The 25,244-nt window shown below is 44.2% G+C and carries 32 protein-coding genes and 1 riboswitch; of the genes, 26 read left to right on the top strand and 6 right to left on the bottom strand.

The genetic code is table 11. The features are described from left to right. Positions 1-92 precede the first annotated feature (92 nt). From M3191_RS04745 to M3191_RS04720, 6 genes are all read left to right on the top strand, one after another. The gene (locus M3191_RS04745) at positions 93-266 is read left to right on the top strand and encodes a hypothetical protein (RefSeq protein WP_251698541.1); all 174 of its coding nucleotides are present in this window, start codon (positions 93-95) and stop codon (positions 264-266) included. A 40-nt stretch (positions 267-306) separates the two neighbouring features. Further along, positions 307-555, top strand: a complete 249-nt coding sequence (locus M3191_RS04740) for a hypothetical protein (RefSeq protein ID WP_251698539.1) — start codon at positions 307-309, stop codon at positions 553-555. A gap of 72 nt (positions 556-627) precedes the next feature. Beyond that, complete coding sequence (locus tag M3191_RS04735; protein ID WP_251698537.1) at positions 628-909, top strand: NB-ARC domain-containing protein; 282 nt, start codon at positions 628-630, stop codon at positions 907-909. Next, a complete protein-coding gene (locus M3191_RS04730) occupies positions 910-1,266 on the top strand; it encodes a hypothetical protein (protein ID WP_251698535.1) in 357 nt (118 codons plus the stop codon). A gap of 27 nt (positions 1,267-1,293) precedes the next feature. Then, positions 1,294-1,803, top strand: a complete 510-nt coding sequence (locus M3191_RS04725; RefSeq protein ID WP_251698533.1) for a YfiT family bacillithiol transferase — start codon at positions 1,294-1,296, stop codon at positions 1,801-1,803. A gap of 162 nt (positions 1,804-1,965) precedes the next feature. Next, positions 1,966-2,166, top strand: a complete 201-nt coding sequence (locus tag M3191_RS04720; RefSeq protein ID WP_147058293.1) for a cold-shock protein — start codon at positions 1,966-1,968, stop codon at positions 2,164-2,166. A gap of 56 nt (positions 2,167-2,222) precedes the next feature. Here the strand turns inward: M3191_RS04720 and M3191_RS04715 are convergent, their stop codons facing one another. After that, the gene (locus tag M3191_RS04715; protein WP_251698531.1) at positions 2,223-3,152 is read right to left on the bottom strand and encodes an alpha/beta hydrolase; all 930 of its coding nucleotides are present in this window, start codon (positions 3,150-3,152) and stop codon (positions 2,223-2,225) included. A 15-nt stretch (positions 3,153-3,167) separates the two neighbouring features. Further along, complete coding sequence (locus M3191_RS04710) at positions 3,168-4,070, bottom strand: hydroxymethylglutaryl-CoA lyase (protein WP_251698524.1); 903 nt, start codon at positions 4,068-4,070, stop codon at positions 3,168-3,170. A 107-nt stretch (positions 4,071-4,177) separates the two neighbouring features. Between M3191_RS04710 and M3191_RS04705 the strand changes: the two genes are divergently transcribed. The 4 genes from M3191_RS04705 (at position 4,178) to M3191_RS04690 (ending at position 6,633) form a co-directional block, all read left to right on the top strand. Next, a complete protein-coding gene (locus M3191_RS04705; protein ID WP_251698522.1) occupies positions 4,178-5,362 on the top strand; it encodes an acetyl-CoA C-acetyltransferase in 1,185 nt (394 codons plus the stop codon). 18 nt (positions 5,363-5,380) lie between these two features. Beyond that, positions 5,381-5,629 carry a DUF3886 domain-containing protein gene (locus tag M3191_RS04700; protein ID WP_251698520.1) on the top strand — a complete coding sequence of 83 codons (249 nt, stop codon included), beginning with the start codon at positions 5,381-5,383 and terminating at the stop codon, positions 5,627-5,629. A 123-nt stretch (positions 5,630-5,752) separates the two neighbouring features. After that, positions 5,753-6,271, top strand: coding sequence for a YhcN/YlaJ family sporulation lipoprotein (locus M3191_RS04695; RefSeq protein WP_251698518.1), 519 nt, complete (start codon positions 5,753-5,755; stop codon positions 6,269-6,271). Between the two features lie 203 nt (positions 6,272-6,474). After that, complete coding sequence (locus M3191_RS04690; protein ID WP_251694726.1) at positions 6,475-6,633, top strand: aspartyl-phosphate phosphatase Spo0E family protein; 159 nt, start codon at positions 6,475-6,477, stop codon at positions 6,631-6,633. A gap of 37 nt (positions 6,634-6,670) precedes the next feature. On the opposite strand, the gene M3191_RS04685 is transcribed toward M3191_RS04690, so the two are convergent. Continuing rightward, positions 6,671-7,768, bottom strand: coding sequence for a branched-chain amino acid aminotransferase (locus tag M3191_RS04685; protein ID WP_251698516.1), 1,098 nt, complete (start codon positions 7,766-7,768; stop codon positions 6,671-6,673). Between the two features lie 199 nt (positions 7,769-7,967). Between M3191_RS04685 and M3191_RS04680 the strand changes: the two genes are divergently transcribed. The 4 genes from M3191_RS04680 (at position 7,968) to M3191_RS04665 (ending at position 12,269) form a co-directional block, all read left to right on the top strand. After that, complete coding sequence (locus tag M3191_RS04680) at positions 7,968-9,116, top strand: NAD(P)/FAD-dependent oxidoreductase (RefSeq protein WP_251698514.1); 1,149 nt, start codon at positions 7,968-7,970, stop codon at positions 9,114-9,116. An 80-nt stretch (positions 9,117-9,196) separates the two neighbouring features. Then, positions 9,197-10,294 carry a carbohydrate kinase gene (locus M3191_RS04675; RefSeq protein ID WP_251698512.1) on the top strand — a complete coding sequence of 366 codons (1,098 nt, stop codon included), beginning with the start codon at positions 9,197-9,199 and terminating at the stop codon, positions 10,292-10,294. Then, positions 10,291-11,199, top strand: a complete 909-nt coding sequence (locus M3191_RS04670) for a pseudouridine-5'-phosphate glycosidase (RefSeq protein WP_251698510.1) — start codon at positions 10,291-10,293, stop codon at positions 11,197-11,199. Before M3191_RS04675 ends, M3191_RS04670 begins: the two co-directional genes overlap by 4 nt. 311 nt (positions 11,200-11,510) lie before the next feature. Next, positions 11,511-12,269: an exodeoxyribonuclease III gene (locus tag M3191_RS04665; protein ID WP_251698508.1), complete on the top strand. Its 759-nt coding sequence runs from the start codon at positions 11,511-11,513 to the stop codon at positions 12,267-12,269. Between the two features lie 73 nt (positions 12,270-12,342). Here M3191_RS04665 and M3191_RS04660 read toward each other — a convergent pair whose 3' ends face one another. Further along, entirely contained in the window at positions 12,343-12,657 is a 315-nt protein-coding gene (locus M3191_RS04660) for a KGG domain-containing protein (protein ID WP_251698506.1), read from the bottom strand. 306 nt (positions 12,658-12,963) lie between these two features. Then, positions 12,964-13,065, top strand: a riboswitch (purine riboswitch). Positions 13,066-13,218: 153 nt separating this feature from the next. Between M3191_RS04660 and M3191_RS04655 the strand changes: the two genes are divergently transcribed. Together M3191_RS04655 and M3191_RS04650 are read left to right on the top strand one after the other, a co-directional pair. Beyond that, the gene (locus tag M3191_RS04655) at positions 13,219-13,806 is read left to right on the top strand and encodes a xanthine phosphoribosyltransferase (protein ID WP_251699300.1); all 588 of its coding nucleotides are present in this window, start codon (positions 13,219-13,221) and stop codon (positions 13,804-13,806) included. Then, entirely contained in the window at positions 13,803-15,101 is a 1,299-nt protein-coding gene (locus M3191_RS04650) for a nucleobase:cation symporter-2 family protein (protein ID WP_251698504.1), read from the top strand. Before M3191_RS04655 ends, M3191_RS04650 begins: the two co-directional genes overlap by 4 nt. Positions 15,102-15,157: 56 nt before the next feature. Here M3191_RS04650 and M3191_RS04645 read toward each other — a convergent pair whose 3' ends face one another. Together M3191_RS04645 and M3191_RS04640 are read right to left on the bottom strand one after the other, a co-directional pair. Further along, on the bottom strand, positions 15,158-15,403 hold the full coding sequence (locus M3191_RS04645; RefSeq protein WP_251694718.1) for a DNA primase: 246 nt from the start codon (positions 15,401-15,403) through the stop codon (positions 15,158-15,160). A 103-nt stretch (positions 15,404-15,506) separates the two neighbouring features. Beyond that, the gene (locus tag M3191_RS04640) at positions 15,507-16,409 is read right to left on the bottom strand and encodes an aldo/keto reductase (RefSeq protein ID WP_251698502.1); all 903 of its coding nucleotides are present in this window, start codon (positions 16,407-16,409) and stop codon (positions 15,507-15,509) included. Positions 16,410-16,514: 105 nt separating this feature from the next. Between M3191_RS04640 and M3191_RS04635 the strand changes: the two genes are divergently transcribed. The 10 genes from M3191_RS04635 (at position 16,515) to M3191_RS04590 (ending at position 25,192) form a co-directional block, all read left to right on the top strand. Beyond that, on the top strand, positions 16,515-17,060 hold the full coding sequence (locus M3191_RS04635) for an NUDIX hydrolase (protein WP_251698500.1): 546 nt from the start codon (positions 16,515-16,517) through the stop codon (positions 17,058-17,060). Between the two features lie 54 nt (positions 17,061-17,114). Continuing rightward, entirely contained in the window at positions 17,115-17,627 is a 513-nt protein-coding gene (locus M3191_RS04630) for a hypothetical protein (protein WP_251698498.1), read from the top strand. Positions 17,628-17,712: 85 nt separating this feature from the next. Then, on the top strand, positions 17,713-18,171 hold the full coding sequence (locus tag M3191_RS04625; RefSeq protein WP_251698496.1) for a Fur family transcriptional regulator: 459 nt from the start codon (positions 17,713-17,715) through the stop codon (positions 18,169-18,171). Positions 18,172-18,245: 74 nt separating this feature from the next. Further along, complete coding sequence (gene xerD, locus M3191_RS04620; RefSeq protein WP_251698494.1) at positions 18,246-19,145, top strand: site-specific tyrosine recombinase XerD; 900 nt, start codon at positions 18,246-18,248, stop codon at positions 19,143-19,145. Between the two features lie 46 nt (positions 19,146-19,191). Further along, complete coding sequence (deoB, locus tag M3191_RS04615) at positions 19,192-20,385, top strand: phosphopentomutase (RefSeq protein WP_251698492.1); 1,194 nt, start codon at positions 19,192-19,194, stop codon at positions 20,383-20,385. A 14-nt stretch (positions 20,386-20,399) separates the two neighbouring features. After that, positions 20,400-21,698, top strand: a complete 1,299-nt coding sequence (locus M3191_RS04610; RefSeq protein ID WP_251699298.1) for a pyrimidine-nucleoside phosphorylase — start codon at positions 20,400-20,402, stop codon at positions 21,696-21,698. Positions 21,699-22,161: 463 nt separating this feature from the next. After that, complete coding sequence (locus tag M3191_RS04605; protein ID WP_251698484.1) at positions 22,162-22,512, top strand: anti-sigma factor antagonist; 351 nt, start codon at positions 22,162-22,164, stop codon at positions 22,510-22,512. Next, on the top strand, positions 22,502-22,948 hold the full coding sequence (spoIIAB, locus tag M3191_RS04600) for an anti-sigma F factor (RefSeq protein WP_251698482.1): 447 nt from the start codon (positions 22,502-22,504) through the stop codon (positions 22,946-22,948). The genes M3191_RS04605 and spoIIAB overlap by 11 nt, the downstream gene beginning before the upstream one ends. Before the next feature lie 3 nt (positions 22,949-22,951). Beyond that, a complete protein-coding gene (locus M3191_RS04595; protein ID WP_251698480.1) occupies positions 22,952-23,740 on the top strand; it encodes a SigF/SigG family RNA polymerase sporulation sigma factor in 789 nt (262 codons plus the stop codon). Positions 23,741-23,743: 3 nt separating this feature from the next. Beyond that, positions 23,744-25,192 carry a spore germination protein gene (locus M3191_RS04590; RefSeq protein WP_251698479.1) on the top strand — a complete coding sequence of 483 codons (1,449 nt, stop codon included), beginning with the start codon at positions 23,744-23,746 and terminating at the stop codon, positions 25,190-25,192. Positions 25,193-25,244: the final 52 nt, after the last annotated feature.

Here is a 25,244-nt window from a genome sequence, read left to right as displayed (position 1 = left end):
GAATTATGAAACGATTTGGATTGTCATCCGTATAATTAAGAGGCAAGGGAAACTAGCTATATGGAAAACAAACAGGTAGGGGAGTGAACTTCATGGAAACCTTTGGGAGAGGTTGCTTTTATATTATTGTTGGCGTAGTAGTTTTGACGCTTATGTCAGTCATGCTGCAAAGCCAAATTGACATACCTTGGATCATTGCCATTCCACTAATTGGACTGGCATTTTGGGGAGCGAGTAAAAAAACTAAAGGTAAAGACAATAAGTAATTTAATTGACGTTTCTTGAAGTCTTAAAGGAGGAACTGTTATGACTAACGAATATAAAGAGAAAGAGAGCAAACAAATGGAGGGTTTTGACTTAAGTTTTAGAAATCCAGAAGTCCGTGTTTGGATTACAATCATGCTGCCTTCTTTCATAATAGCTAGCTTACTCTTGTTTTTGACTGACATCCCTTCTTGGTATGCCACGTTCGCACTTCCCTTTGTCTCTTGGATTTCTTTTTTCATTTGGCGATTTCTTTATAAGAGAAGACAGGTTAAAGATTCTCTGGAGTAGAAGTAGAAATATCAGGAGGAATTGTATGAACTATATTAAACTTTGTAATCACGGTGTACGAAGGAGAATAAAATGGGGGCGATGTTAATATCTATTAAAGATATGGTTGAAAGTATTATCTTTCAATTCTCAATACGTCCTAATCAAGCATGTCCCTTGATAATTGGAATAGATGGCTTAGGCGGAGCTGGAAAAACTACATTAGTTAAAGAAATTGTACAGGAATTAACTTATCACAACTATCAAGCTGTCTCTTTTCATCTAGATGATCACATTGTTGAAAGGAAAAACCGATACCAAACAGGACATGAAGAGTGGTATGAATATTATTACTTACAATGGGATTTTACTTAGTTGACGGCTGCTTTATTTGAACCGTTGTCTATTGGTTGTGACAATATTCAGCTTGATTTTTATGATAAATTTACTGACACAACTTCAACCAATCTTGTTAATGTAACATCCGACAGTGTTGTTCTCATTGAAGGTATATTTCTACAAAGGCAAGAATGGAAAGGGTTTTATAGTTTTGTCATATATCTGGATTGCCCGTGGGAACTGAGGTATGAGAGAGTATTAAATCGCGATTTGTATATCGGGAAGTATGAAGAACGACTTACTAAGTATCAAAGAAGATACTGGTTAGCTGAAAATCATTACATGGAGAACGTAAAACCAACTATGATTGCAGATTTAGTATATAACTCATAAATTTAATAAGGAAAAGGGGAATGAAAAATGGACATTAAATATCCAATAGGTGAATTACGAGTTCCTGAAAAAGCAACACTAGCAAATGTGCAAGAATGGCTAAAGGACATCGAAAAGTACACGATTCAATTACGAGAAGTTGTTCATTCATTAAATGAAGAGGAATTAAGCAAAACTTATCGGGATGGCGCCTGGACAGTACGTCAGCTCGTTCATCATATTGCAGATTCTCAGTTGAACATGTATCAACGGTTAAAACTGGCATTAACTGATGAAAATCCAACAGTACCGGCGTTCGATGAAGAAAAGTGGGCGATTCAACCGGATACACAGCTTCCTGTGGAAAGCTCCATTAAAATGCTTGAAGGTATTAATGAGCGAATCGTAGCATTGGGAAAGAGTTTAACTGAAGAGCAGCTAGATCGTATTTTTACCCACCAGAAAAACGGTGAAATAACAGTTGGAACAAAAGTTGCAAAATTAGCTTGGCATGAAAATCATCACTTGGCGCATATAAAAATTGCATTGTCCAAATAAACTTGCCACATATCATTTGCTATTTCCTCGTGCATCTGTTATTCTTAAGAAGAATTATTTTTGTTCTGTTTCAGATCGAGATTAGATTTTGTTTTTCGTCTAAAGTATTTGAGCAAGGATAATAACACATTGTGTGGATTACCGCACTAGGAGGCAACAATTATGGAACAAGGTACAGTTAAGTGGTTTAATGCAGAAAAAGGTTTTGGATTTATCGAGCGTGAAGGTGGAGAAGACGTATTCGTACACTTCTCAGCAATCCAAAGCGACGGTTTCAAATCTTTAGACGAAGGTCAAAGCGTAACATTTGAAATTGAGCAAGGACAACGTGGCCTACAAGCTACAAACGTTCAAAAAGCTTAATTATAGCTAAAAGAAACCCTCTTTCCGATATACTGGAAAGAGGGTTTTTTGTCATGTCATGTAGTCTGAAAACCGAAAATATGTAGGAAGTGCAAGACTTCCTGTTCGTATTCCTCTGGATTCTCATTGAATGACTTCGCATGGGCACCCTTATCGAATAGCTTCATCATCTTCTTGTCTTCCTTCAACTCGTACAATTCCTTCGTCATTTCCGGCACAATGAAATCATCTTCCATACTATGGATGAACAGCATCGGTTTTTTAATGTTCGCGATCGCTTCTCTTGGCGAAATGAGACCTGTCGTATAGCCGTCTCTGATCTTCAGGAACAGATTGGCGGCCCGCAATGTCATCGAAGAGCGAAGAGGTGTGCTCGTACGCATAATATGAAGGATCTGCTCGGTGAAATCGGAGAATGGACAATCGACAATGTAAAAATCCGCTTCATCTTCATATTCTCCAGCATATAGGATCGTCGTCGCAGCTCCCATCGATTCACCATGGATGCCAAGCAATGCCCGGCTGCCGATCCGGTCGCGTACAGAGGATACAAGAGCATTCAAGTCAACCTTTTCATAAAAACCGAAGCTTGTCGTCTTTCCTCCCGAATCTCCATGGCGGCGGTGATCGTAAATGACTGAATTGAATCCCAGCCGTTCAAATAATCTCGCATATTTGATTGAGTTGATTTTATTCTCCGTCACGCCATGGCAAATGATTACTGTTCTAGTCGTGTCAAGCGGTTGTAAAAACACCGCACGCAACGGGTAACCATTCGGGGAGTCCACCCAAAAATCCTCTTTCCGCACTGTTTCATACCAATGCTCATCAAACCTTTTGGCAATGATTTCACGTTTTACAATCAAGTCATGATCTTTCAGTTTCATGAACATCAAACGATTTGCCGCGTAAAAACCGAGAATTGTAAGAATAGCGGTATATATGCTTCCAATAATGCCTGTAATATATAGGAAGCGCCGTTTCAATCTACTTCAACTCCTTCAGCAGCTGCGATTTTTGTGTAATTTGGACATTCCTGTGTCGATAGGATGCGAAACAAGAGGAGCAATCATTCCCACAGCTTCACAAATCTTTTCAACGCTGATCCCCGTTTCAATTCCTAGGGAATCAAGCATATGGACGACATCTTCTGTCGCTACATTGCCTGTTGCGCCGGGGGCGAAAGGACATCCACCCAGGCCGCCAGCGGAAGTATCGAAACGGTCGATACCTGCCTGCAATGCAGCAAAAATATTTGCGATTGCCATTTTACGCGTATCATGAAAATGAGCTGTCAGAAGAACTTCCGGAAACTGCTCTTTCAACAATTTGAAAAGCTCGTAGCTTTCAACTGGATTTGCCATCCCGATCGTATCTGCTACGCTCAGTTCATCCACTCCCATTGAAACGAATCGCCTGCACAGGTTACTAACTTCCTCTTTTTCTATCTTCCCTTCATACGGACAATAAAACGCGGTTGAAATGCATGCCCTCACGAAAAGGCCATCTCTTTTCAATTTTGCGATGACAGGTTCAAGTGAGTCCATGCTCTCGGTTGTCGTCCGGTTAATGTTCTTTTTATTAAAAGTATTGCTGACACCGACAAAGACGGCGATACTTTCCGCACCTGCTTCAATAGCTAGGTAAGCCCCTTTTTCATTTGGTGCCAATACAAATTGGCGGCCAATCTTCGTTGTTTTTGCAACGATATTTTTTGCATCAGCCATTTGCGGTACCCATTTTGGTGAAACGAAAGAGGTTAGTTCCATTTCCTTGATGCCAGCAGCTTGCAATGAATGAATGAAATCCAATTTGTCCTTTTCATCCACATGATTCTTTTCGTTTTGAAGGCCATCTCTTGGCCCGACCTCGATAATTGTGACGTTCTTTGGTAAAATGAACATATCATCCCTCCTCTATATATTGTACTGAAGGGATGCGTCAAAGGGCAACGCGGAATAAAGAAATCTCTGAAGTTATGAAAGCGCAAACAAAGATAGGGGGAATCTGTATGTCAAACGAAGTAGTTATTGTCAGCGCCGTCCGTACGGCAATCGGATCTTTTCTAGGGTCATTGAAGGATGTATCTGCCTCAGAGCTCGGCGGAATTGTCATTAAGGAAGCACTTACGCGTTCGGGTGTCAAGGCGGAGGACGTGGATGAAGTAATCATGGGGAATGTGCTGCAGGCAGGCCTAGGTCAAAATCCGGCCCGGCAAGCGGCGATTAAAGGAGGACTGCCTGAAACGGTTCCTGCCATGACGATCAATAAAGTATGTGGATCCGGTTTGAAAGCGGTCCATTTGGCGAGACAAGCAATCCTTGCTGGTGATGCGGATATCGTCGTCGCAGGCGGGATGGAAAATATGAGCCAAGCACCATTTTTACTTCGCAATGCAAGGGAAGGCTTCAAGATGGGTGATCAGAAACTCGTCGACAGCATGATCTCTGACGGACTTTGGTGCGCGTTCAAAGACTACCATATGGGCATTACAGCGGAGAATCTTTGCGACCGTTATTCAATTACAAGGGACGAACAGGACGCATTTTCAGCTGCATCTCAAGAGAAGGCTGCCACTGCAATTGAAAATGGCAAATTCAAAGATGAAATCGTTCCTGTTGAGATTCCTCAACTGAAAGGTGAACCAATCGTATTTGATACAGATGAATATGTTAAAGCAGGTACGACAACAGATAAATTAGGGAAGTTGCGTCCTGCATTCAGAAAGGATGGCAGTGTAACTGCAGGAAACGCTTCCGGCATCAACGACGGTGCAGCTGCATTTGTAATTATGTCACGAGCGAAAGCGGATGAACTCGGCATTGAACCGTTAGCAATCTTGACCGCTAACGCAAATGCGGGTGTCGATCCGTCAGTCATGGGTATCGGACCAGTCCAAGCAGTGAAAAACGTCCTTGAAAAGTCTGGATTGGATCTTGCGGATATTGACTTGATCGAAGCGAACGAAGCATTCGCAGCACAATCACTTGCAGTTGACCGCGAGCTGAAGTTCGATAAAGATAAATTGAATGTCAACGGCGGCGCAATCGCTTTGGGCCATCCAATCGGCGCAAGTGGTGCGCGGATACTGGTCACGTTATTGCATGAAATGAAGCGTCGCGATGCCAAAACGGGTCTTGCTACATTATGCATCGGGGGCGGACAAGGCGTTGCCACAATCGTTCAACGTCCTTAAGGAAAGAAGGTGGACTGAATGGCAAAGAAAAAATCGAGGACAGCAACTCCCATAAAAATCGAAAATGAAAAAGCGACGCTCTCTGAGGCGCTCGATAATGATGTTTTAGCGAAATTAAAAGCAGCCAAGAAGGAAATGATGGCAAAAGCCGAGGCTGAAGAAGCAGAGCGTCAAGAGATCATCCGACGCGAACGGATTGAACGTGAGAAGAACAAAAGCTTTGCTGAGTTGCTCGATGAATTTGGGGACAACGGCACAAAATATTGAAACAATGATAGCCGGATGGGTATTCTCCATCCGGCTTTTTTTATCTGAAAAACGAAAAGCAACGAATAGAAGAGCAAATCTTACACATTCTATTGCTATCATATGACAAGGAGTGATATAAGGATGAAAAAATTAGCGATTTCGCTTTCGTTGCTACTCATGCTTGCTATAGTTGGGTGTGCTAACAACAAGGACAATAACAACACGAATGGAAATGCGACAAACGGCAATAACAATGCAGCGGAAAATACCGGTGTTGGGGAATCTGCTCAAGGAAACAATGATAATACGACAACTACTAACAACGGCCAATCAAAAGTGGAAGTGGCAGATGACGCAGCAGAAAAAATTACAGCGATGGAAGAAGTGTCAGCTGCAAACGTTCTTGTAACCGATCAAAATGCTTATGTCGGTGTCGCTTTAAAGGAAGGCGTTAAGGAGAACGAAGATTTGAAAAAGAGGGTAGCCGATGAGGTCCGACGCGTGCATGCCAATTTCAACAATGTCTACGTGTCGTTCAACCCGGATGTCGCCAAGCGCTTCACTGAATATGGAAATCAAATCCGTGCTGGAGAACCGGCCGAAGGGTTCTTTGAAGAATTTACAACGAGTATTAATCGAATGTTCCCAGAAGCGAAATAAAAATTAGAAAAATCATTTTAATTACCATTTTAAGGTTTAGTGGGCGCGGGGAAGGGGTAGTTTATGCATACCTCTTCCTTTCTATTGTGACGATTCTGTGACAAATGTTTTATTTCAAGAATTTCACACACAATTCGACATTTTTTTCAAATGGTCTACATTATGATAGGCAAAGGTAAAAAAAATGACGGAGGAAATGCGCGATGCGATTGATAGGAAAACAGCTTTTATCTTTTAAGATTCACATGAAAAGATCGAAGATGGTCAAGATAGCAAAGGACCGTGGATTTACTCATCCAGCAGTTGTAGCTTGCAGCCAAGAATTGGATTCTTTATTGAATCGTTATCAAAATATAGCGTGAAAAAAAGACATACCATATTCTGGTATGTCTTTTACTGTTATGCCAGTTTTGCGAGCTCGCTTTTCAATTCCACAATCCAATTGAAGGAATCGGTTTCATTTCCAGCCTGAATGTTGGAAAGTGTGTCGAAAAGACGCTTCGCCAATGGACCTGTTTCACAGTTGTTGACGACCATCTTGTAGCCATCCCAATTCAATTCACCGACAGGCGAGATGACAGCCGCAGTTCCCGTTCCAAAAACTTCCTCAAGCTTTCCTTCATCATAGGCTGCCCGAATTTCATCCATTGAGATTTTTCGTTCTGAAACAGGGACATCCCAATGCCGCAAAAGCTGCAAAATCGATTTCCGCGTAATGCCTTCCAGGATACTTCCGTTAATAGCCGGGGTAATGATTTCGCCGTCAATCTTAAAGAAGATATTCATGCTTCCCACTTCTTCGACATATTTCCGCTCGACGCCGTCCAACCAGAGCACTTGTGAATAGCCCCGCTGATCTGCAACTTGCTGCGCTTTCAGACCTGCCGCATAATTGCCTGCAGTTTTCGCACCGCCCGTGCCGCCTTTCACAGCTCTGACAAATTCGTTTTCAACAAGAATTTTTACTGGATGAATGCCTTCTTTGTAATAGGAACCTACTGGAGATAGAATTATGAAAAACTGATATTTTCTCGCAGGAGCAACACCTAGGAATGCTTCATTTGCTATGACAAATGGTCGTATGTACAAAGAGGTTCCTTCCAACGTCGGTATCCAGTCCTTTTCAATATGAATGAGCTGTGTCAGTGCATGCAATGCTGCTGCTTCATCGATTCGTGGCATGCATAGCCGATCCAATGAAAGATTAAGCCTTTTCATATTCTCCTCAGGACGGAATAACCGCACAGTACCATCTTCGGCTGAGCGATATGCTTTCATGCCTTCGAATACGGTTTGCCCGTAATGCAAGACAATGGAAGCGGGATCCAAAGTGACCGGGGCATAAGGGACTATGCGGTGGCTATGCCAACCTTTTCCTTCGTCGTAATCCGCAACAAACATGTGATCGGTGAAACTTCTGCCGAATATGAGATTCTCGGGATTCGGCTTCTCTTTTTTCGAGTCGCTAAGTTTAATCTGGATGGGGGTTCTTGTCATTCCGATCAAATCTCCTTATGAATAGTCAAAAAGACTATATTTTATTGAATAAAATAAGTATACTGCTTTTTTAGAAAAATGGAAGACTTACATTGTTATAAAATTGTTACGATTTTGAAAACGGTTACAAATTAGCTATGATTGTATGTATGTTTTCCGGCTTGTACAATAGAACTAAAATAAAGAAAAGGTGTTAGACATGGAACGGATCATCGTAATCGGTGCAGGAATTCTTGGCGCTTCCACGGCTTATCATTTGGCGAAGCAGGGAGCAGAAGTGATAGTCGTCGACCGGAAGGACAAAGGTCAGGCAACAGATGCGGCTGCAGGAATCATTTGCCCGTGGTTATCGCAGCGTAGAAATAAAGCTTGGTATGCTTTGGCAAAAGGAGGAGCATCCTATTATCCTGAATTGATTCGACGGTTGGAAGAAGATGGCGAGGGCGAAACTGGTTATCGGAAAGTTGGTGCGATCAGTTTGCATACGGAATGGACCAAGCTTGAGAAGATGGAAGCTCGCGCTTTGGATAGAAGGGTAGAAGCTCCTGAAATAGGGGATGTAACCTTGTTGCATGAACGTGCAACTTCAACTCTTTTCCCTCTTTTAGAAGAGGGCTTCTCATCTGTACACGTAGAAGGAGCTGCGCGGGTCGATGGTAGAGCGCTGAGAGAGGCGCTGCTCAATGCTTCTGAAAAAAATGGTGCCACTATTATGCATGGCTCCGCAACGCTTGCTGTAGAAGAAGGCCAGGTCGCAGGTATCTATGTGGACGGGGAATTGATGAAAGCATCGAAAGTGATCTTAGCGGCTGGTGCATGGGCTAGTGAATTATTAAAACCGCTCAAGTTGAATGTACAGGTGACCGGACAAAAGGCACAAATCGTCCATTTGCGCTTGGCAGGGCATGACACATCACACTGGCCGGTCATCATGCCTCCAACCGATCAGTATATTTTGCCATCAGATAACGGGAAAGTGATAGTTGGGGCGACCCATGAAGATGAAGTGGAAGCGGACGATATGGGTAACCCGACAGCTGTCGGTATTCATGAGGTACTGGATAAAGCTTTGAAAGTGGCACCTGGTTTGAAGGAATCGATATTTGAAGAAGTACGTGTCGGTGTTCGGCCGTTCACACCAGGTTTCCTGCCTGTCATCGGGGAAGTGCCCGGACATCCAGAGCTGCTATTTGCAAACGGATTAGGTGCTTCAGGATTAACGGTCGGTCCGTATCTTGGAAAGCAGTTGGCCAGTATCGCTCTTGGCGATGAAGTCGATATCGACTTATCATTATATGAAGTCGAAAAAGCGATAAGTGTGCAACATGATGACGAGTTAGAAATGTAACTAAAACAAGTTATATTTTTTTGTTGCAATCAGCGAAACAAAAGTTTACAATTAAAACAAATGTTTAAAGGGTGATGGAATTGAATGAAAAGGAAAGGGCTGTTCTTGACTTAATTCGAGCCAACCCTTATTTATCACAACAGGAAATGGCAGATGCCCTTAGCATGTCCAGACCTTCCTTGGCAAACATCATTTCCGGTCTGATTAAACAAGGAAAGATTTCAGGAAGGGCATATATTCTTCCGGAAGAAAAAGAAATCATCTGTATTGGGGGAGCCAACATAGACCGGAAATTCCATCTCAATGAAGAAACACAACTTGGAACTTCAAATCCGGCTTCCATGACAGTTTCAGTTGGCGGCGTTGCCCGGAATATTGCAGAGAATTTAGGTCGGCTCGATCACAATGTCAGGCTTCTGACGGTTGCAGGAAATGATAGTGACTGGGACGTGATCGTCCGGGAATCATCTTCGCATATGGATGTAACGGACGTTGGCCAATTGATCGGGAAATCGACTGGTTCCTACTCGGCTGTATTGGATCAAGACGGTGAGCTTGTCATTGCATTGGCGAATATGGAAATCTATGATTATTTGACCCCGGTCTACTTTGAGGAAAAATCGAGAGTGATCTCAAACGCTGCGATGATCATCATCGATTTGAACTGTCCAAAAGAGTCCGTCGATTATATTAAAAACCTGGCGAACCAAAATGGAAATCCACTTGTCATCATTCCTGTCTCTTCACCGAAAATGAACAGGATGCCGAGTGACCTGAAAGGTGTCACATGGTTCATCTGCAATCGGGATGAAGCGGAGACATACACAGGCCGGTCGATTGATAATGACGAGGATTGGAAGATAGCTGTCCAGGAATTGCTTGCGTTTGGCGCTGAAAATGTCGTCGTCACTTCTGGTTCGAAAGGAATCATGGCTGCGAGTGCGGGCGAAGAACCGATTCACTTCCCTGCAGTGGAAGACGTGCATGTTGAGGATGTAACTGGTGCAGGGGATGCATTCGTATCAGGATTGCTTCATGGACATTTGATAGGGGAAACATTAAACGAAAATGTCCGTATGGGATTGTTGAATGCGGCCAAGACGTTGGAAAGCTCCTTTACCGTAAGACCTGAACTGACAAAAGAACTTCTCAAAAAAGAATTGGAGGAATTACAATGAAACAATATCTAACGTATTCAAACGAAGTGCAAGAAGCTACGGCGGCAGGAAAACCGATTGTCGCTTTGGAATCCACAATCATTTCACACGGCATGCCATATCCACAAAACGTGAAAACTGCTCGTGAAGTAGAGCAAATTATCCGCGATAACGGTGCTGTTCCTGCAACGATCGCCATCATCGATGGGAAAATCAAAATCGGCCTTTCTGACGAAGAGCTTGAAATGTTCGGGAACAGCCAAGGGGTCGCGAAAGCATCGAGAAGAGATCTTGCGTACTTAATCGCTACGAAGCAGCTTGGAGCGACTACAGTTGCCGCTACAATGATCTGTGCAGCGCTCGCAGACATCAAGATTTTCGTAACAGGCGGAATCGGTGGCGTCCATCGAGGTGCTGAAACGACAATGGATATTTCTGCTGACTTGGAAGAGCTTGCGCAAACAAATGTAGCTGTCATTTGTGCTGGTGCGAAATCAATCCTTGACCTTGGCTTGACGCTTGAGTATTTGGAGACGAACGGCGTTCCGGTTGTCGGTTACGGCACAGATGTCCTTCCTGCATTCTTTACACGCGAGAGCGATTTCGGATTAAATATTCGTGCGGACAAACCGGAGACGGTCGCTGACATGCTGCGCGTGAAATGGGACCTTGGATTAAAAGGCGGCGCAGTCATTGCTAACCCAATTCCGGAAGCTGATGCAATGGACAAGTCGTTTATCGACGGTATCATCGAAGCGGCGCTTAAAGAAGCAGATGAGCTTCACATCGCTGGGAAAGACGTTACACCATTCATGTTAGGCAAAGTGAAGGACCTGACAGAGGGACGCAGCCTAGATGCGAATATCGCATTAGTGAAAAACAATGCAGTGATCGGTGCGCAAATTGCAGTTGCATTGAACGCTTAATAAGAGAACGTTGTATAGGAGCTGTCCGGGAAGTCTTCCGGACGGCTCTTTTTTTGATTTGCTACCTCTCGCGCTCAAAAACAGCTGGTTCGCGCTCAATATTAGCGTTCTGCGCTCAAGACAGGCCGTTCAGCGCTCAAAGCGAACTATTTCGCGCTCAAAACATCTCGTTTCGCGCTCAAACCAAGCTGTCCCGCGCTCAAAGTGTGCCATTTTGCGCCCAAAGCAAGCCATTCAGCTGCTACTATTCTTTGAGGAATACCCCTTTTCTAGTACAATGAAAAGTATTGCGGAAAAAAGGAGTTTTTAGCATGAAGTTGATATCATGGAATGTCAATGGGTTACGAGCTTGCGTCCGGAAAGGATTTTTGGATTATTTCAAAGAACAGGATGCCGATATTTTCTGCATCCAGGAGACGAAGCTGCAAAGCGGTCAAATAGAACTTGAACTTGAGGGATATCACCAATATTGGAACTATGCACTAAAGAAAGGTTATTCGGGTACCGCCGTCTTCACGAAAGAAGAGCCGATTTCCGTAACATATGGAGTAGGGGATTCGGAAACTGAAGATGAAGGCCGGATTTTAACGCTGGAATTCCCTCAATTTTACTTGGTGAATGTGTACGCGCCAAATGCGCAAAGGGATTTGGCCCGCCTTCCTGTACGGTTGGATTGGGAAAGTAGAATGAGGGAGTACCTGATACAATTGAAAAGCAAAAAATCTGTCATCCTTTGTGGAGATTTAAATGTTGCCCATCAAGATATTGATATACGTAACTATAAATCGAACGTAGGGAATTCAGGATTCACGGTTGAAGAAAGAGGAGAGTTTTCAGCGGTATTGAACGAGGGATTCATTGACACTTTTCGACATCTACATCCAGACACTGAAGGGGCGTACACATGGTGGTCCTATATGCGAGATGTGAGAGCTAGGAATATCGGTTGGCGAATCGACTATTTCCTCATATCGGATTGTCTGCTTCCGTCTTTGAAAACAGCGGATATTCATGCCGAGGTGATGGGAAGTGACCATTGTCCGATCGTTATGGAGGTCGATTTTACATAAAAACAGCTGGAAACGGTGATAAAAACCGTTTCCAGCTGTTTTATTCATTCAATAGATAGGAACCAATCATCCATTAACGGTTGCTATTATTGTTATCGTTTTGTTGAGCGCGGGCTTCTCCGCCTTTTCTGCCGATCTCTTCATAGAAATCTCTGTCATGATTTTTCGCAGTAGCTTCTCCGCCTTTGCGTCCGATTTCCTCATAGAAATCTCTATCATGATTTTGTGCTGTGGCTTCTCCGCCTTTACGTCCAATTTCTTCGTAGAATTCTCTGTCATGGTTTCTTGCAGTAGCTTCTCCGCCTTTACGACCTGCTTCCTCCAAAGACATTTTCCCGCGGTTGTTGTTGTTGTTGTTGTTGTTGTTGTTGTTGTCGTTTTTAGCCATAGTAAATATCTCTCCTATTCGTTGATATATTTGTAGTGGCCTACAGTCCATCTATAACCCTGAAAGTTGAAGGATAAACTAGATTGCGAGGTAATTAATACTACTGAAATATTGTTAATTCAGTTGAAATAATCGTTATAAATAAGTAAAATAAATAATATGAATTATAAATTAACTACTAGATAAATCAATAAATAAGTGGTTTATCCATCTTTGTATCTTTTATAGTATTTTCGTTCATAGATTTAACATATTTTAACGATAAAAAACCATTGTAACCTGTCCTGTGCATGATATAATTAAACCCTAATTAATATAACATCCACTCATATAATCGCAGGGATATGGCCTGCAAGTTTCTACCGGTCCACCGTAAATGGATCGACTATGAGAAGCAAAGAAAAAAAGGTTCATGCGCAATCTATGCATGCGGCTTTTTTATTCATTCGGTTAACTACAAACCCCGGATGACCTTGCTCCACTCATGTAATGAATGGATGCACGGTCATTGGGGGTTTTTTAATTCCTTCTGATCGTGAATGAAAAAGGAGGAGCATCATGTTGAAGCAGCTACAGGAGAAAATCATGCAGGATGGGAAAGTGCTTTCCGATCAAGTATTAAAAGTGGATTCGTTTTTGAATCATCAAATCGATCCTCCGCTTATGAAAGCGGTCGGAGAGGAATTCGCAGAACGTTTCAAAGAGGACGGAGTGACAAAAGTGCTTTCCATTGAATCATCGGGAATTGCCCCCGCAATGATGACAGGCTTAGTACTCGGGGTACCTGCAATCTTTGCCCGTAAACGCAAATCATTGACGATGAGTGAAAATTTATTTACTGCTGATGTTCATTCCTTCACGAAAAATGAAACGAATGAAATCTCCGTCTCTAAGGACTTCTTGAAAAAAGGGGACAAGGTTTTAGTCTTAGATGATTTCCTTGCCAATGGACAAGCAGTCCTTGGGCTTCTTGACATCGTAGAGCAGGCAGAAGCGGAGCTCGTTGGCGTAGGCATTGTTATTGAAAAAGGATTCCAACCCGGGGGAGCTATGATTCGGGAAAAAGGGATTCGGGTTGAATCATTGGCAATTCTCGAATCGCTTGAAGATGGAAAAGTCGAATTCAGGGAAGAAGGTACTTCATTATGAAATCGGTCGTATTAGGTTTTCAACATTTACTTGCCATGTATGCAGGCGCGATTCTTGTCCCGCTAATTGTAGGACAGGCAATCGGCTTAACTTCTACTCAATTGACGTACCTTGTATCCATCGATATTCTCATGTGCGGAATTGCGACAATCCTGCAAATCATGAACAACAAATTTTTCGGAATCGGATTGCCGGTTGTATTAGGATGCACGTTCACAGCTGTCGGGCCAATGATTTCCATTGGGGATAAATATGGGATATCTGCCATATATGGGGCAGTCATCGCTTCTGGGCTAATTATCGTCCTCATCAGTACGTTTTTCGGGAAGCTGATCAAGTTCTTCCCGCCAGTGGTAACAGGTTCTGTAGTTACAATCATCGGAATCACATTAATTCCGGTAGCTTTGAATAATATGGGTGGGGGATTCGGAGCACCAGATTTCGGATCGATCACCAACATCCTTCTCTCTTTTGGAACACTTCTATCCATCATACTTCTATATCGATTTACAACCGGTTTCCTTCGATCAATTTCGATTCTTCTAGGAATGGCTGCAGGCACAGTAGCAGCGATGATGTTTGGCATTGTAGATTTCGGTGCAGTGAAAGAGGCTTCAGCCTTCCATTTACTAACTCCTTTCTATCTTGCAACCCCGACATTCCATCTCGTTCCGATCTTAACGATGACGTTGGTCGCAATGGTCTCATTGGTAGAATCCACTGGCGTATATTTTGCATTAAGCGATATTACTGAAAAGGAAATCACTGAGAAAGACTTGGAGAAGGGGTATCGCTCCGAAGGATTGGCTTCATTGATCGGCGGGATTTTCAACGCCTTCCCATATACGACATTTTCACAAAACGTCGGTTTAGTGCAAATGTCCGGCGTCAAATCACGCAAAGTCATTCTAATCACAGCCATCATGCTCGTCTCATTGGGCTTTATGCCGAAAATCGCTGCGATGGCAACCGTCATCCCGACATCCGTATTGGGCGGCGCAATGGTCGCAATGTTCGGCATGGTCATTTCACAAGGGATTAAAATGTTAAGCAAAGTAGTAGGCGAATCTCAGGAAAACGCTATGATCATCGCTTGTTCAGTTGGCCTAGGCCTCGGCGTTTCGGTCGTCCCAGACATTTTCGCTAGTCTTCCTGCAAGCATCCAAATGTTAACGAGCAATGGCATCGTAGCCGGCAGCTTGACGGCAATTGTGTTAAACATCATGTTCAATATGCTTCCTTCGAAAAAGCGCAAGAGAGCAGCACAGGTACGGTTGACTGAGCAAGAAGTATGATTTAGTATATAACAAAAAAACGAGACTCCAATTCAGAGTCTCGTTTTTTTGTTCGCTTATTTGCTGTCGTCAGTATCTGTGTCAGTATCCAAGTCAGCATCAGTATCTGTACCGTCATCTACATCAAGGTCGACATTTGTATCTGTTCCGTCGTTAACGCCGTCATCTACTTCAGCTGGTGGATTATTCACATCTACGTCCGTATCATCGTCGCCATCTCCGCATGCTGCGAGTAGTCCAACGGAAAGGAATGTTGCTGCTCCAAGCTTCAACCATTTTTTGTCTTCTGTAAGTAGTTTCAATGAAATCTCCTCCAAGGTGTAATCGTTAATTGGTGCCTACTTGTTAGATACCCGTGAAGGAGTTTCCTAATCATTACAGATTTATTACGAGAGCATTACAGAATCATAACCGGTGCTGTTCGTATTGATGTACTTCAGTTAGTTGTGCAATTGAGGCTATTTCGGATTGCTCGTCTTTCTTTTCATACGCTAAGATTGTATCAAGAAGCTGATCTTTAGAGCTGGCACCGATCAAAGCGGAAGCAACTACATCTTCTTTTAAGTTGAATGCTAGGGCGAGCGCATGCAGATCGCTTGAAGTTTCATGCAACTCGCCGACGGTCCTCTTCAAGTCTTTAGAATCATATGCCACAAAGCCGTCCATCTTACTGACCCGAGTAGGGCCTTCGTCCGTCAATAATCCTTTTGCCAATGTCCCCCTTGTGATGACGGATGCTCCCGCTTCACGGATCATAGGGAACCATTCCTCAGGCCGTCGATCTAGCAGGCTGTATTGCATCATGACGGAAACCGCAGAGCTATTCGTTAAAAAGCGCTCGATGACATTCGGTCGAATCGACGAAATGCCGTACTGCCGAATGACCCCTTCCTTTTTCAATGCTTCAAATGCTTCAATCGTTTCCGTTGCATCATCTTCCATCATACCGCCATGCAATTGATAAAGGTCGATGTAGTCGGTGCCAAGACGTCTAAGGCTGTCCTTTACTGCTTCCATTATATATGCTTTTGAAGCATCCCAGCGCCATCCTTCTTCGCCTGGGATCATCCGGTTGCCGACCTTCGTCGCTAGAATGATTTCGTCACGCCGGCCTTTCAACGCCTCGCCGAGAAGCCATTCATTCCTGCCTCCATCATATAAGTCAGCTGTATCAAATAAATTGATACCTGCATGGATCGCCGCATCGACAATATTATTTACTTCCTTCACGTCATCGGGGAATGACATGCACCCGAGTCCCAGTTCGGATACATAAATTCCGCTATTTCCAATCTCCCTCTTTTTCATTGGAGCACCTCCGTAATTGTTTTCCTCTACTTAAAATAAACTGTACAATGTAGAAGGTAATAGGGAAAGTTTGTTGCTTAATTGAAAGAAAAGGAGCGTGTCACTATGAATCGTTTTGAGGAAAAGACTGTTGCATCCGAGGAAATATTTGAAGGGAAAATCATCTCCCTTCGTGTCGACGATGTCGAACTTCCTGACGGAAAGCGTGCCAAAAGGGAACTCGTCGATCATCCAGGAGCCGTCGCCGTCATCGCGATTACCGATGATGGAAAAATGGTTCTTGTCGAGCAATATCGAAAGGCATTAAACCGATCCATCATTGAAATTCCAGCCGGAAAGATCGAGCCTGGAGAAGATATTAGGGTCACCGCGCTTCGTGAACTGGAAGAAGAGACTGGCTACGGAGCTAATCAATTTGAATACCTGCAATCATTCGCAACATCTCCCGGATTTGCAAACGAAATCATTCATATTTTCGTAGCGCAAGAACTATATAAAGTAGACAAGCCTGCTGCAGGGGATGAAGACGAGTTCATAGAGCTAATGGAATGTACGATCGAAGAAGCGGAAGAGATGGTGCTGGATCAACGGATTTTCGACGCCAAAACAGCTTTCGCAATCCTTCACGCAAAAAGACTTTTTAATAATTGAGCTATTTCGGAACGGACAAGCATACGTTATAGAAACGATGCGGAGGTGAAGCCTATGGTCCGTTCCTTATCTTTTATCCATCTATTTATCGTACTAGCCGTCGGATATATCGGCGGGGCATTGTTGTTCAGGGAGATCCCAATAGAGGCATCCGAAAGGTGCATCGGCTTTTTCGATCCACGAGTCATTTCAACTTCCGATGGGTCTGCATGGAGACCCTTTATAACATTGCTGTTATTTTTTTTAGTGACATTTCTTCTATCTGTGAATAGTAAAACAAGACATGTCATATTATTTTTTGGTGCAATCAAATGTGTTTTATTCGGATTGTCATCGTCCTTTCTCCTTTATTCGGGAATGAAAATATGGCAATACGCTATTTGGTGGTTCCCATTCCAGTTTATTTCCTGTCTGCTATTCTTGATTTATTGTGTTGTTTTGAGCCCTCCTTTTTTCAACAGAGTATCGAGGAAAGCGCGGAATCTACAAGGGGTTCCTGTGTTGGCGGGAATGGCATTCTTCATTTTTTTAGTAGAGATTACGATCTTTCATTTTCTAGTTCGCTAACCGATTGGGAGTCTTCTATTTCCTTTCTGTTGTCACAAAGATCGCCTCTTTGATATAATGGTCTCAGTGTTGAGGGGGGCGTCATATGGAGAGCCGGATTGAACGGATCAAAAAGCAATTGCATGGGGCCAGCTATAAGTTGACGCCTCAGCGGGAAGCTACGGTCTTGGTCCTTCTTGAGAATGAAGAAGATCATTTAAGTGCTGAAGATGTTTTTTTACTTGTCAAAGAGAAGGCGCCGGAAATCGGCCTTGCCACTGTCTATCGGACATTGGAGTTGCTGACGGAGCTGAAGATCGTCGACAAGATTAATTTTGGTGATGGCGTCTCCCGTTATGATTTGCGGCAAGAAGGGGCATCACGTTTTCACCATCATCTCATTTGCATTGAATGTGGAAAAGTCGCTGAAATACAGGAAGATCTATTAGGCGATGTAGAGAAAATTGTCGAAAGCCGATATGGATTTAATGTAAAGGATCATTGGTTAACCTTCCACGGAGTTTGCGAAAGTTGCAAATCCGCGGGAAATGACAGTGTAAAGTGAAATGGGGATGGCGCGAAGCTGTCCCTTTTTGTCATTGCATCTAGACTTCGCTTTTGAAAGAAGGAGTGATTTGCATGGAGGATGCTAAGTTTGGGTTGGAGGATTACATTCATTTTCTGAAAGTGGAACGGCAGCTGTCTCAAAACACGGTTACTTCCTATAAACGAGACCTTTCCGATTATCTCCTTCAACTGAAAAAGGCAGGTGTCGGCTCGATTGACGACATCGATCGTTCCGCAATTCTGCATTATTTGCATAGCATCAAAGAGCAAGGGAAATCGTCAAGGACAATCGCAAGGCATATATCTTCCATACGCTCGTTTCATCAGTTCCTTCTACGGGAGAAAGTAACGACGCAGGACCCGACAGTCCATTTGGAAATGCCGAAGCTTGAACAAAAACTGCCTTCGGTCCTTTCCGTCAAAGAAGTGGACAAACTGATTTCCATGCCGGAAAGCAGCAAGCCACAGGGGATAAGGGATATTGCATTGTTGGAATTGCTTTATGGCACCGGAATGCGCGTCAGTGAGCTGATCGGTTTGGACGTGGACGATATTCACATTTCCATGGGGTTTGTCCGTGTTTTCGGAAAAGGCGGAAAGGAAAGGATTATCCCGCTGGGCGGCGGTGCGATGAAAGCCTGTACAACTTACATACATGAAGCGCGTCCTGTTTTCATCGCAAAAACGAAAGGGACAGATGCGCTATTTGTCAACATGAGAGGGAGTCGCTTGACTCGGCAAGGCTGTTGGAAAATAATTAAAGGATATGCATCCGAAGCCGGTATCCAAAAAGAACTGACCCCGCATATTTTGCGTCATTCTTTTGCGACCCATCTCATTGAGAATGGGGCGGATATACGGGCTGTCCAAGAAATGCTGGGACATGCCGACATCTCAACGACACAGATTTATACACACGTCAGCAAAGCGAGATTAAAAGATGTATACGTAAAGTTCCATCCGCGTGCTTGAAAACATGGCGGACATTTTGGGAAATATGACTACTGGAGGTTCGAATATGGAAGAAACGAAATTTAACCGCATACATTTGATTGTTCTTGATTCTGTTGGAATTGGTGAATCGCCAGACGCTCATTTATTCGGAGATCAAGGCGCAGATACGCTTGGCCATATTGGTGAAGAAATGGGCGGATTGAAAATGCCGAATATGGGGCGGCTTGGCCTTTCGAACATCAGGGAAATCAAAGGCATTGCGGTTGAAGCTAATCCGGTCGGCATTTATGGAATGATGCAGGAAGCGTCGGTAGGTAAAGACACGATGACAGGCCATTGGGAAATGATGGGCTTGAACATAACTAAGCCTTTCAAAGTCTACCCGAATGGATTCCCTCAAGAGCTTATCGATGAGCTCGAAAAACGGACAGGGAGAAAAGTGATTGGGAATAAGCCGGCTAGCGGCACAGGGATCATTGATGAGCTAGGTCCGGAACATATGGAAACAGGCGCGATCATCGTCTATACATCCGCAGATCCAGTATTGCAAATTGCAGCTCATGAAGGGATCATTCCGATTGAAGAGCAGTATCGCATTTGTGAAATTGCCCGTGAACTTACGTTGGATCCTGAATTCCTAGTTGGCCGTGTTATCGCAAGACCGTTTGTCGGAGAACCTGGAAATTTCACCCGTACGACAAATCGTCATGACTATGCATTGAAGCCATTCGGAAGAACGGTCATGACTGAACTGAAAGACGCTGGGAAAGCAGTCATTGCCGTCGGAAAAATTTCCGATATATTCAATGGTGATGGTGTAACAGAAGCAGTTCGGACAGTAAGCAATATGGACGGAGTAGACAAATTGATCGAGGTTATGAATTCCGAATTTACTGGCTTGAGCTTTACAAACCTCGTCGATTTTGATGCGTTATTTGGGCATCGGAGAGATCCGATCGGATATGGTAATGCATTGCAGGAATTCGATGCACGCTTACCGGAAATTATCAAGTCATTGAAACAGGAAGATTTGCTAATCATCACAGCAGATCATGGTAATGATCCAGTGCATAGCGGAACTGACCATACGAGGGAGTATGTACCATTGCTCATGTACTCACCAGCTTTCAAAGGTGGAGGCGAATTGCCAGTGCGAAAGACATTTTCAGATATTGGCGCAACGATTGCCGATAACTTCAACGTGAAAGCTCCAGAGTTTGGAGAAAGCTTTTTAAGTTCATTAACGGAAAAGGTGTGATGATTGTGTTCAGGATGGTTGATATCATCGAGAAAAAAAGAGATGGGGAAATGCTTTCCAAGGAGGAAATCACTTTTTTCATCAACGGCTATACAGACGGATCCATACCGGATTATCAAGCGAGCGCCCTATTGATGGCGGTTTACTTTCAAGGCATGACGCCCGAGGAACAAGGCCACCTGACAATTGCGATGGCTGAATCCGGCGACCAGATTGATCTGTCGGCGATTGAAGGGTTGAAGGTCGACAAACATTCGACCGGTGGCGTCGGCGATACGACTACATTGATCCTGGCTCCATTAGTGGCAGCTTGTGGAGTGCCGGTTGCTAAAATGAGCGGCCGCGGCCTTGGCCATACAGGAGGCACGCTCGATAAGCTTGAAGCGATCGAAGGATTCCATATCGAGCTTTCAGAAGAGCAGTTCGTCAAACAAGTGAATGAGTTGAAGGTCGCTGTCATCGGACAAAGCGGCAACTTGACGCCCGCCGATAAAAACTTGTACTCCTTACGGGACGTAACAGCAACGGTCAGCAGCATACCGCTAATCGCCAGCTCCATCATGAGTAAGAAGATAGCAGCGGGAGCTGACGCAATCGTATTGGACGTAAAAACAGGCGACGGTGCATTCATGAAGACATTGGAAGATGCCGAAGCGCTCGCTCATTCCATGGTCGCAATCGGCCGCCAAGTCGGAAGAAACACAATGGCAGTTATTTCTGACATGAGCCAACCTCTAGGTTATGCAATTGGAAACTCGCTTGAAGTAAAAGAAGCGATCGATACACTGAAAGGCGAGGGTCCTGAAGACTTAACAGAGCTTTGCCTAGTCCTAGGAAGCAAAATGATCGTTGCCGGCGAGAAGGCGGAAACCGTAGAAGAAGCACGCGCAATGCTCGAAGCAGTCATCAAAGACGGTTCCGCATTGAATCTATTCGGTAAATTGATCGAAGCGCAAGGCGGAGACGCACGGATCGTACACGATCCATCATTGCTCCCTTCTGCGAAATTCCAAATTGAAGTCCCTGCCTTGACATCAGGAACGATTTCCAAAATGGAAGCGGACGAAATCGGAGTCGCTGCAATGCTACTAGGAGCTGGAAGAGCAACAAAAGACGACGTCATCGATCTAGCTGTCGGCATCGTCCTGAAGAAAAAAATCGGGGACAAAGTAACAGCAGGCGAACCACTTGCCATTATCCACACCAACCGAGAAGACGTTGCAAAATCCCTAGAACTAATTCAAGAACACATCCACATTTCAGATCAAGCACAAGCAAAACCAACCTTGATCCACGAAATGATTAATGGCTAAGATCATTTAACATGGGGACTGCCCGGGAAGTCGATATATCGACTTTCCGTGGCAGTCTTTTTTAGGTGGAACGGCATTTTGTGGCCACTTGTTCGGGGCTTATGATCACTAGATGGGATTTCTGGATAATGGAATCTACGTTGATTGAAGCGTAGGGCGGCGACTCCTGTGGGAAAAGCGTCAGCTGAAGACCCCGCAACGAAGCGAAGCGCAGTGAGGAGGCTGAAGCGACGCCCACGGAAAGCGTCCGCCCGAAGCGAAAATCAACATTGCTGCAATTCAAAAGAGAAGTGAGCTATTTATTCCTAACATGTGTAAACTGTCCTAAAAATGGATAGACTTTTTCAGGTAGAATGCTTTGTCGAAAGATAGGAAAAACACAAAGTTACTGACTAGTTATGTCAGGTGAAAGGATTTCCCTTGCCCAATGTTGAATTTAATCCGCATGAAGGAGGGATTCAGCATGGCTGATATTAAACAAATTGATAGCATTGTGGTCGTAACATTAGCAGGGGAGTTGGACAATCTTGAAGCAAACAGGATCCGTTCCACTATCACATCTTCCATCTTCACAGGAAAAGTGAAAGGGATCATCTGGGACCTGAGCCGACTCGGATTCATGGATAGTGCAGGCATCGGGCTCATACTTGGCAGGATGCGTGATTTGGCACCGTTCAATGGAGAGACGCTCATCTTGAACCCGTCTCCGACAATGGAGAAAATCTTCAATTTTTCCGGCTTAGGTTCCAACATCAGACATGGCTCGGTCGACAGTGTAATTGGTGAAATCGGAGGGGTCTTACATGAGAAATGAAATGACATTATCATTCGTTGCAATCGAGGAAAATGAAGCACTGGCGAGGATGGCGATGACTTGTTTTATCACGCCATTGGACCCGACCCTTGAAGAAATATCGGAATTCAAGACAATCGTATCGGAAGCCGTCACCAACGCCATAATCCACGGCTATGAAAGTGATGGAAAAAGCATGGTCACAATCCATGCTGTAATTGATGAAAATAAGGTGACGATGACAGTCGAAGACAAGGGTGGAGGAATTTTTGACGTGCAGCAGGCAATGGAGCCAATGTTCACGACAAAACCGCTCATGGAACGGTCGGGAATGGGATTTACGATCATGGAAAGCTTTTCGGACCATCTCTCAGTGGAATCGTCCTTTGGAAATGGAACGGTCGTGCGGTTCGAGAAAATGTTTTCTCCGGTCACGGAAGCAAGCAGAATGAGGTGACCGATGGATACATCAGTTGAGCGACAAGATGCCCTGTTGTCACAGGAAAAAATGAGAGTGCTCATTCAACAATCCCAGGATGGCGACAAAGATGCAAGAAGAATGATGGTGGAAGGGAATACAAGGCTCGTCTGGTCAATCGTTCAACGATTTGCCTCCAGGGGAGCCGACCTTGAAGATCTGTTCCAAATCGGATGCATCGGCCTCATGAAATCGATTGATAAATTCGATCTATCGTATGAAGTGAAGTTTTCCACGTATGCCGTTCCGATGATTGTAGGGGAAATTCAACGTTTCCTTCGGGACGATGGCATGGTGAAAGTGAGCAGATCAATTCGTGAATTGAGTTTTAAAATTCGCCATGCGACGGACGACTATGTTAAAAACCACGGAAGATCGCCTTCCGTTTCTGAAATTGCCGAAGTGTTGGATGTGTCGATCGATGAAGTCATTCTCGCATCGGATGCTTTGAGAGATCCAGCTTCTCTTCATGAACAGCTTTACGAAAATGAAGGGGATAGTTTAACGTTGATGGACCAGTTGAGGGATGACCGTTCAGAGAGGTTTTTTGATCACATACCACTCCGGGATGTTGTTTCCAAGCTGAACAAACGGGACCAGACAATCATTTATATGCGGTATTATTTGGACTATACGCAAAGCGACATCGCTGAACGCATCGGCATTTCGCAAGTGCAAGTTTCTCGGTTGGAGAAGAAGATATTAGCCCAGTTGAAGACATGGATGAGTGCACAACCAGAGGAAAGCGAAGGTAAAGTGAGGACGGAATAATACATGGCTAAGCTATTTACATCTTTGGAAGACGGAGAAGAGTGGTTCCACAATAAATTCGGTGAAAATGAAACATTCGATGCTACGGCGAAAACCGTCCATTTATGGGGGATGCCTGCATTATTGCTTTACATTAATGGACTTGTGGATGGAAACATTTTGACAACGTTGCTAACGGAAATGCAAGAAGGTCTAAAACCGGAAGAGGAAAACAGGGATGATCCAGCGTGGTTTCTTACGTACTTCCCTTATTACGCCTTGTCGGATGTCGATGAGAAAGAGAAACTGCTCAACAATGTATTAAGTGGGCAGGTCGGCTTCGTGCTCCCCGATGGTTTTGTATTCATCGGGGATATTCGTAGCTACCCGGGAAGATCGCCTGAAGAGCCGGACACTGAAAAAGTCATCCGTGGATCTAGAGATGGCTTTACAGAGAACATCATTACAAATACGGCTCTTGTCAGAAGGCGGCTCAAGACGGAGGATCTTCGTTTTGAAATGCACCAAACGACTGTGAACGGCAAGACGGATGTCGCCATCACATTCATGAAAGGTGCTGCTAGTGAGGAGCACCTTTCCTACATCCGGAAAAGGCTGGATGAAATTAAACATGATGGACTGACAATGACAGATAAATCATTGGAAGAATTCCTGTTTAAGCAAAGATTCCACCCTATGCCATTCGTCCGTTTCACAGAAAGGCCGGATATTTGCGCTGCGCATCTCCTTGAAGGTCATATCGCGATTATCGTCGATACATCCCCTTCAGTCATTTTGGTTCCTGCGACCATATTTCATCATTTGCAGCATGCTGAGGAATATCGTCAAGCTCCGTTCATCGGAACGTTTGTGAGATGGGTCCGCCTGATCGGTGCGTCACTCAGTCTATTGTTGCTACCGTTTTGGTATTTACTTGCGACCTATCAGCAATACTTACCGATTTCACTTAGTTATATCGGTCCGAATGATCCGGGATCCGTCCCTCTTCTCGTTCAATTATTAATTGCGGATATCGGCATAGAGGTCTTACGGATGGCCGCTATACACACCCCATCTCCGATGACGACTGCCATGGGACTCGTTGCAGCGATTGTGATCGGCCAAGTGGCAATCGATGTCGGTCTATTTACGGGAGAAGTCATACTGTACGTTGCTGTGAGCGCTATCTTCACATTTGCGATCCCATCGTTTGAATTGAGCATTACAACGAAAGTGTTCAGGATCTTCATACTTATATTGACGGGAATTCTTGGGGCTCCTGGGTTTTTCTTGGGAATCGCTTTCCTGTTTTATTATTTGGCATCCCTCAAACCAATGGGGACACCATACTTATGGCCGGCAGTTCCGTTTTTCCCTGAGGCAATGAAGCGTGTATTGATCCGTTATCCAATGACGATGGATGCACCGAGGCCTTACATTACAAAAGCTCCTGACCGGAATAGGCTTTCGTAGATTGATTCCTGCCTTCTAGTTATGATAAAGTTTTAACAACATGACTTGGAGG

Source organism: Sporosarcina luteola (assembly GCF_023715535.1).
Classification (GTDB): Bacteria; Bacillota; Bacilli; order Bacillales_A; family Planococcaceae; genus Sporosarcina; species Sporosarcina luteola_B.
Note: the sequence above shows the minus strand (reverse complement) of the source record. Positions and strands in the feature narration are given on the sequence as shown.

Bases quoted from the DNA above. Each gene is read 5' to 3' on its own strand.
- M3191_RS04745 (WP_251698541.1), top strand. From the start codon at position 93: ATGGAAACCTTTGGGAGAGGTTGCTTTTATATTATTGTTGGCGTAGTA.
- M3191_RS04740 (WP_251698539.1), top strand. From the start codon at position 307: ATGACTAACGAATATAAAGAGAAAGAGAGCAAACAAATGGAGGGTTTT.
- M3191_RS04735 (WP_251698537.1), top strand. From the start codon at position 628: ATGGGGGCGATGTTAATATCTATTAAAGATATGGTTGAAAGTATTATC.
- M3191_RS04725 (WP_251698533.1), top strand. From the start codon at position 1,294: ATGGACATTAAATATCCAATAGGTGAATTACGAGTTCCTGAAAAAGCA.
- M3191_RS04720 (WP_147058293.1), top strand. From the start codon at position 1,966: ATGGAACAAGGTACAGTTAAGTGGTTTAATGCAGAAAAAGGTTTTGGA.
- M3191_RS04710 (WP_251698524.1), bottom strand. From the start codon at position 4,070: ATGTTCATTTTACCAAAGAACGTCACAATTATCGAGGTCGGGCCAAGA.
- M3191_RS04705 (WP_251698522.1), top strand. From the start codon at position 4,178: ATGTCAAACGAAGTAGTTATTGTCAGCGCCGTCCGTACGGCAATCGGA.
- M3191_RS04700 (WP_251698520.1), top strand. From the start codon at position 5,381: ATGGCAAAGAAAAAATCGAGGACAGCAACTCCCATAAAAATCGAAAAT.
- M3191_RS04695 (WP_251698518.1), top strand. From the start codon at position 5,753: ATGAAAAAATTAGCGATTTCGCTTTCGTTGCTACTCATGCTTGCTATA.
- M3191_RS04690 (WP_251694726.1), top strand. From the start codon at position 6,475: ATGCGATTGATAGGAAAACAGCTTTTATCTTTTAAGATTCACATGAAA.
- M3191_RS04685 (WP_251698516.1), bottom strand. From the start codon at position 7,768: ATGACAAGAACCCCCATCCAGATTAAACTTAGCGACTCGAAAAAAGAG.
- M3191_RS04680 (WP_251698514.1), top strand. From the start codon at position 7,968: ATGGAACGGATCATCGTAATCGGTGCAGGAATTCTTGGCGCTTCCACG.
- M3191_RS04670 (WP_251698510.1), top strand. From the start codon at position 10,291: ATGAAACAATATCTAACGTATTCAAACGAAGTGCAAGAAGCTACGGCG.
- M3191_RS04665 (WP_251698508.1), top strand. From the start codon at position 11,511: ATGAAGTTGATATCATGGAATGTCAATGGGTTACGAGCTTGCGTCCGG.
- M3191_RS04660 (WP_251698506.1), bottom strand. From the start codon at position 12,657: ATGGCTAAAAACGACAACAACAACAACAACAACAACAACAACAACAAC.
- M3191_RS04650 (WP_251698504.1), top strand. From the start codon at position 13,803: ATGAAATCGGTCGTATTAGGTTTTCAACATTTACTTGCCATGTATGCA.
- M3191_RS04640 (WP_251698502.1), bottom strand. From the start codon at position 16,409: ATGAAAAAGAGGGAGATTGGAAATAGCGGAATTTATGTATCCGAACTG.
- M3191_RS04635 (WP_251698500.1), top strand. From the start codon at position 16,515: ATGAATCGTTTTGAGGAAAAGACTGTTGCATCCGAGGAAATATTTGAA.
- M3191_RS04630 (WP_251698498.1), top strand. From the start codon at position 17,115: ATGGTCCGTTCCTTATCTTTTATCCATCTATTTATCGTACTAGCCGTC.
- M3191_RS04625 (WP_251698496.1), top strand. From the start codon at position 17,713: ATGGAGAGCCGGATTGAACGGATCAAAAAGCAATTGCATGGGGCCAGC.
- xerD (WP_251698494.1), top strand. From the start codon at position 18,246: ATGGAGGATGCTAAGTTTGGGTTGGAGGATTACATTCATTTTCTGAAA.
- deoB (WP_251698492.1), top strand. From the start codon at position 19,192: ATGGAAGAAACGAAATTTAACCGCATACATTTGATTGTTCTTGATTCT.
- M3191_RS04610 (WP_251699298.1), top strand. From the start codon at position 20,400: ATGGTTGATATCATCGAGAAAAAAAGAGATGGGGAAATGCTTTCCAAG.
- M3191_RS04605 (WP_251698484.1), top strand. From the start codon at position 22,162: ATGGCTGATATTAAACAAATTGATAGCATTGTGGTCGTAACATTAGCA.
- spoIIAB (WP_251698482.1), top strand. From the start codon at position 22,502: ATGAGAAATGAAATGACATTATCATTCGTTGCAATCGAGGAAAATGAA.
- M3191_RS04595 (WP_251698480.1), top strand. From the start codon at position 22,952: ATGGATACATCAGTTGAGCGACAAGATGCCCTGTTGTCACAGGAAAAA.
- M3191_RS04590 (WP_251698479.1), top strand. From the start codon at position 23,744: ATGGCTAAGCTATTTACATCTTTGGAAGACGGAGAAGAGTGGTTCCAC.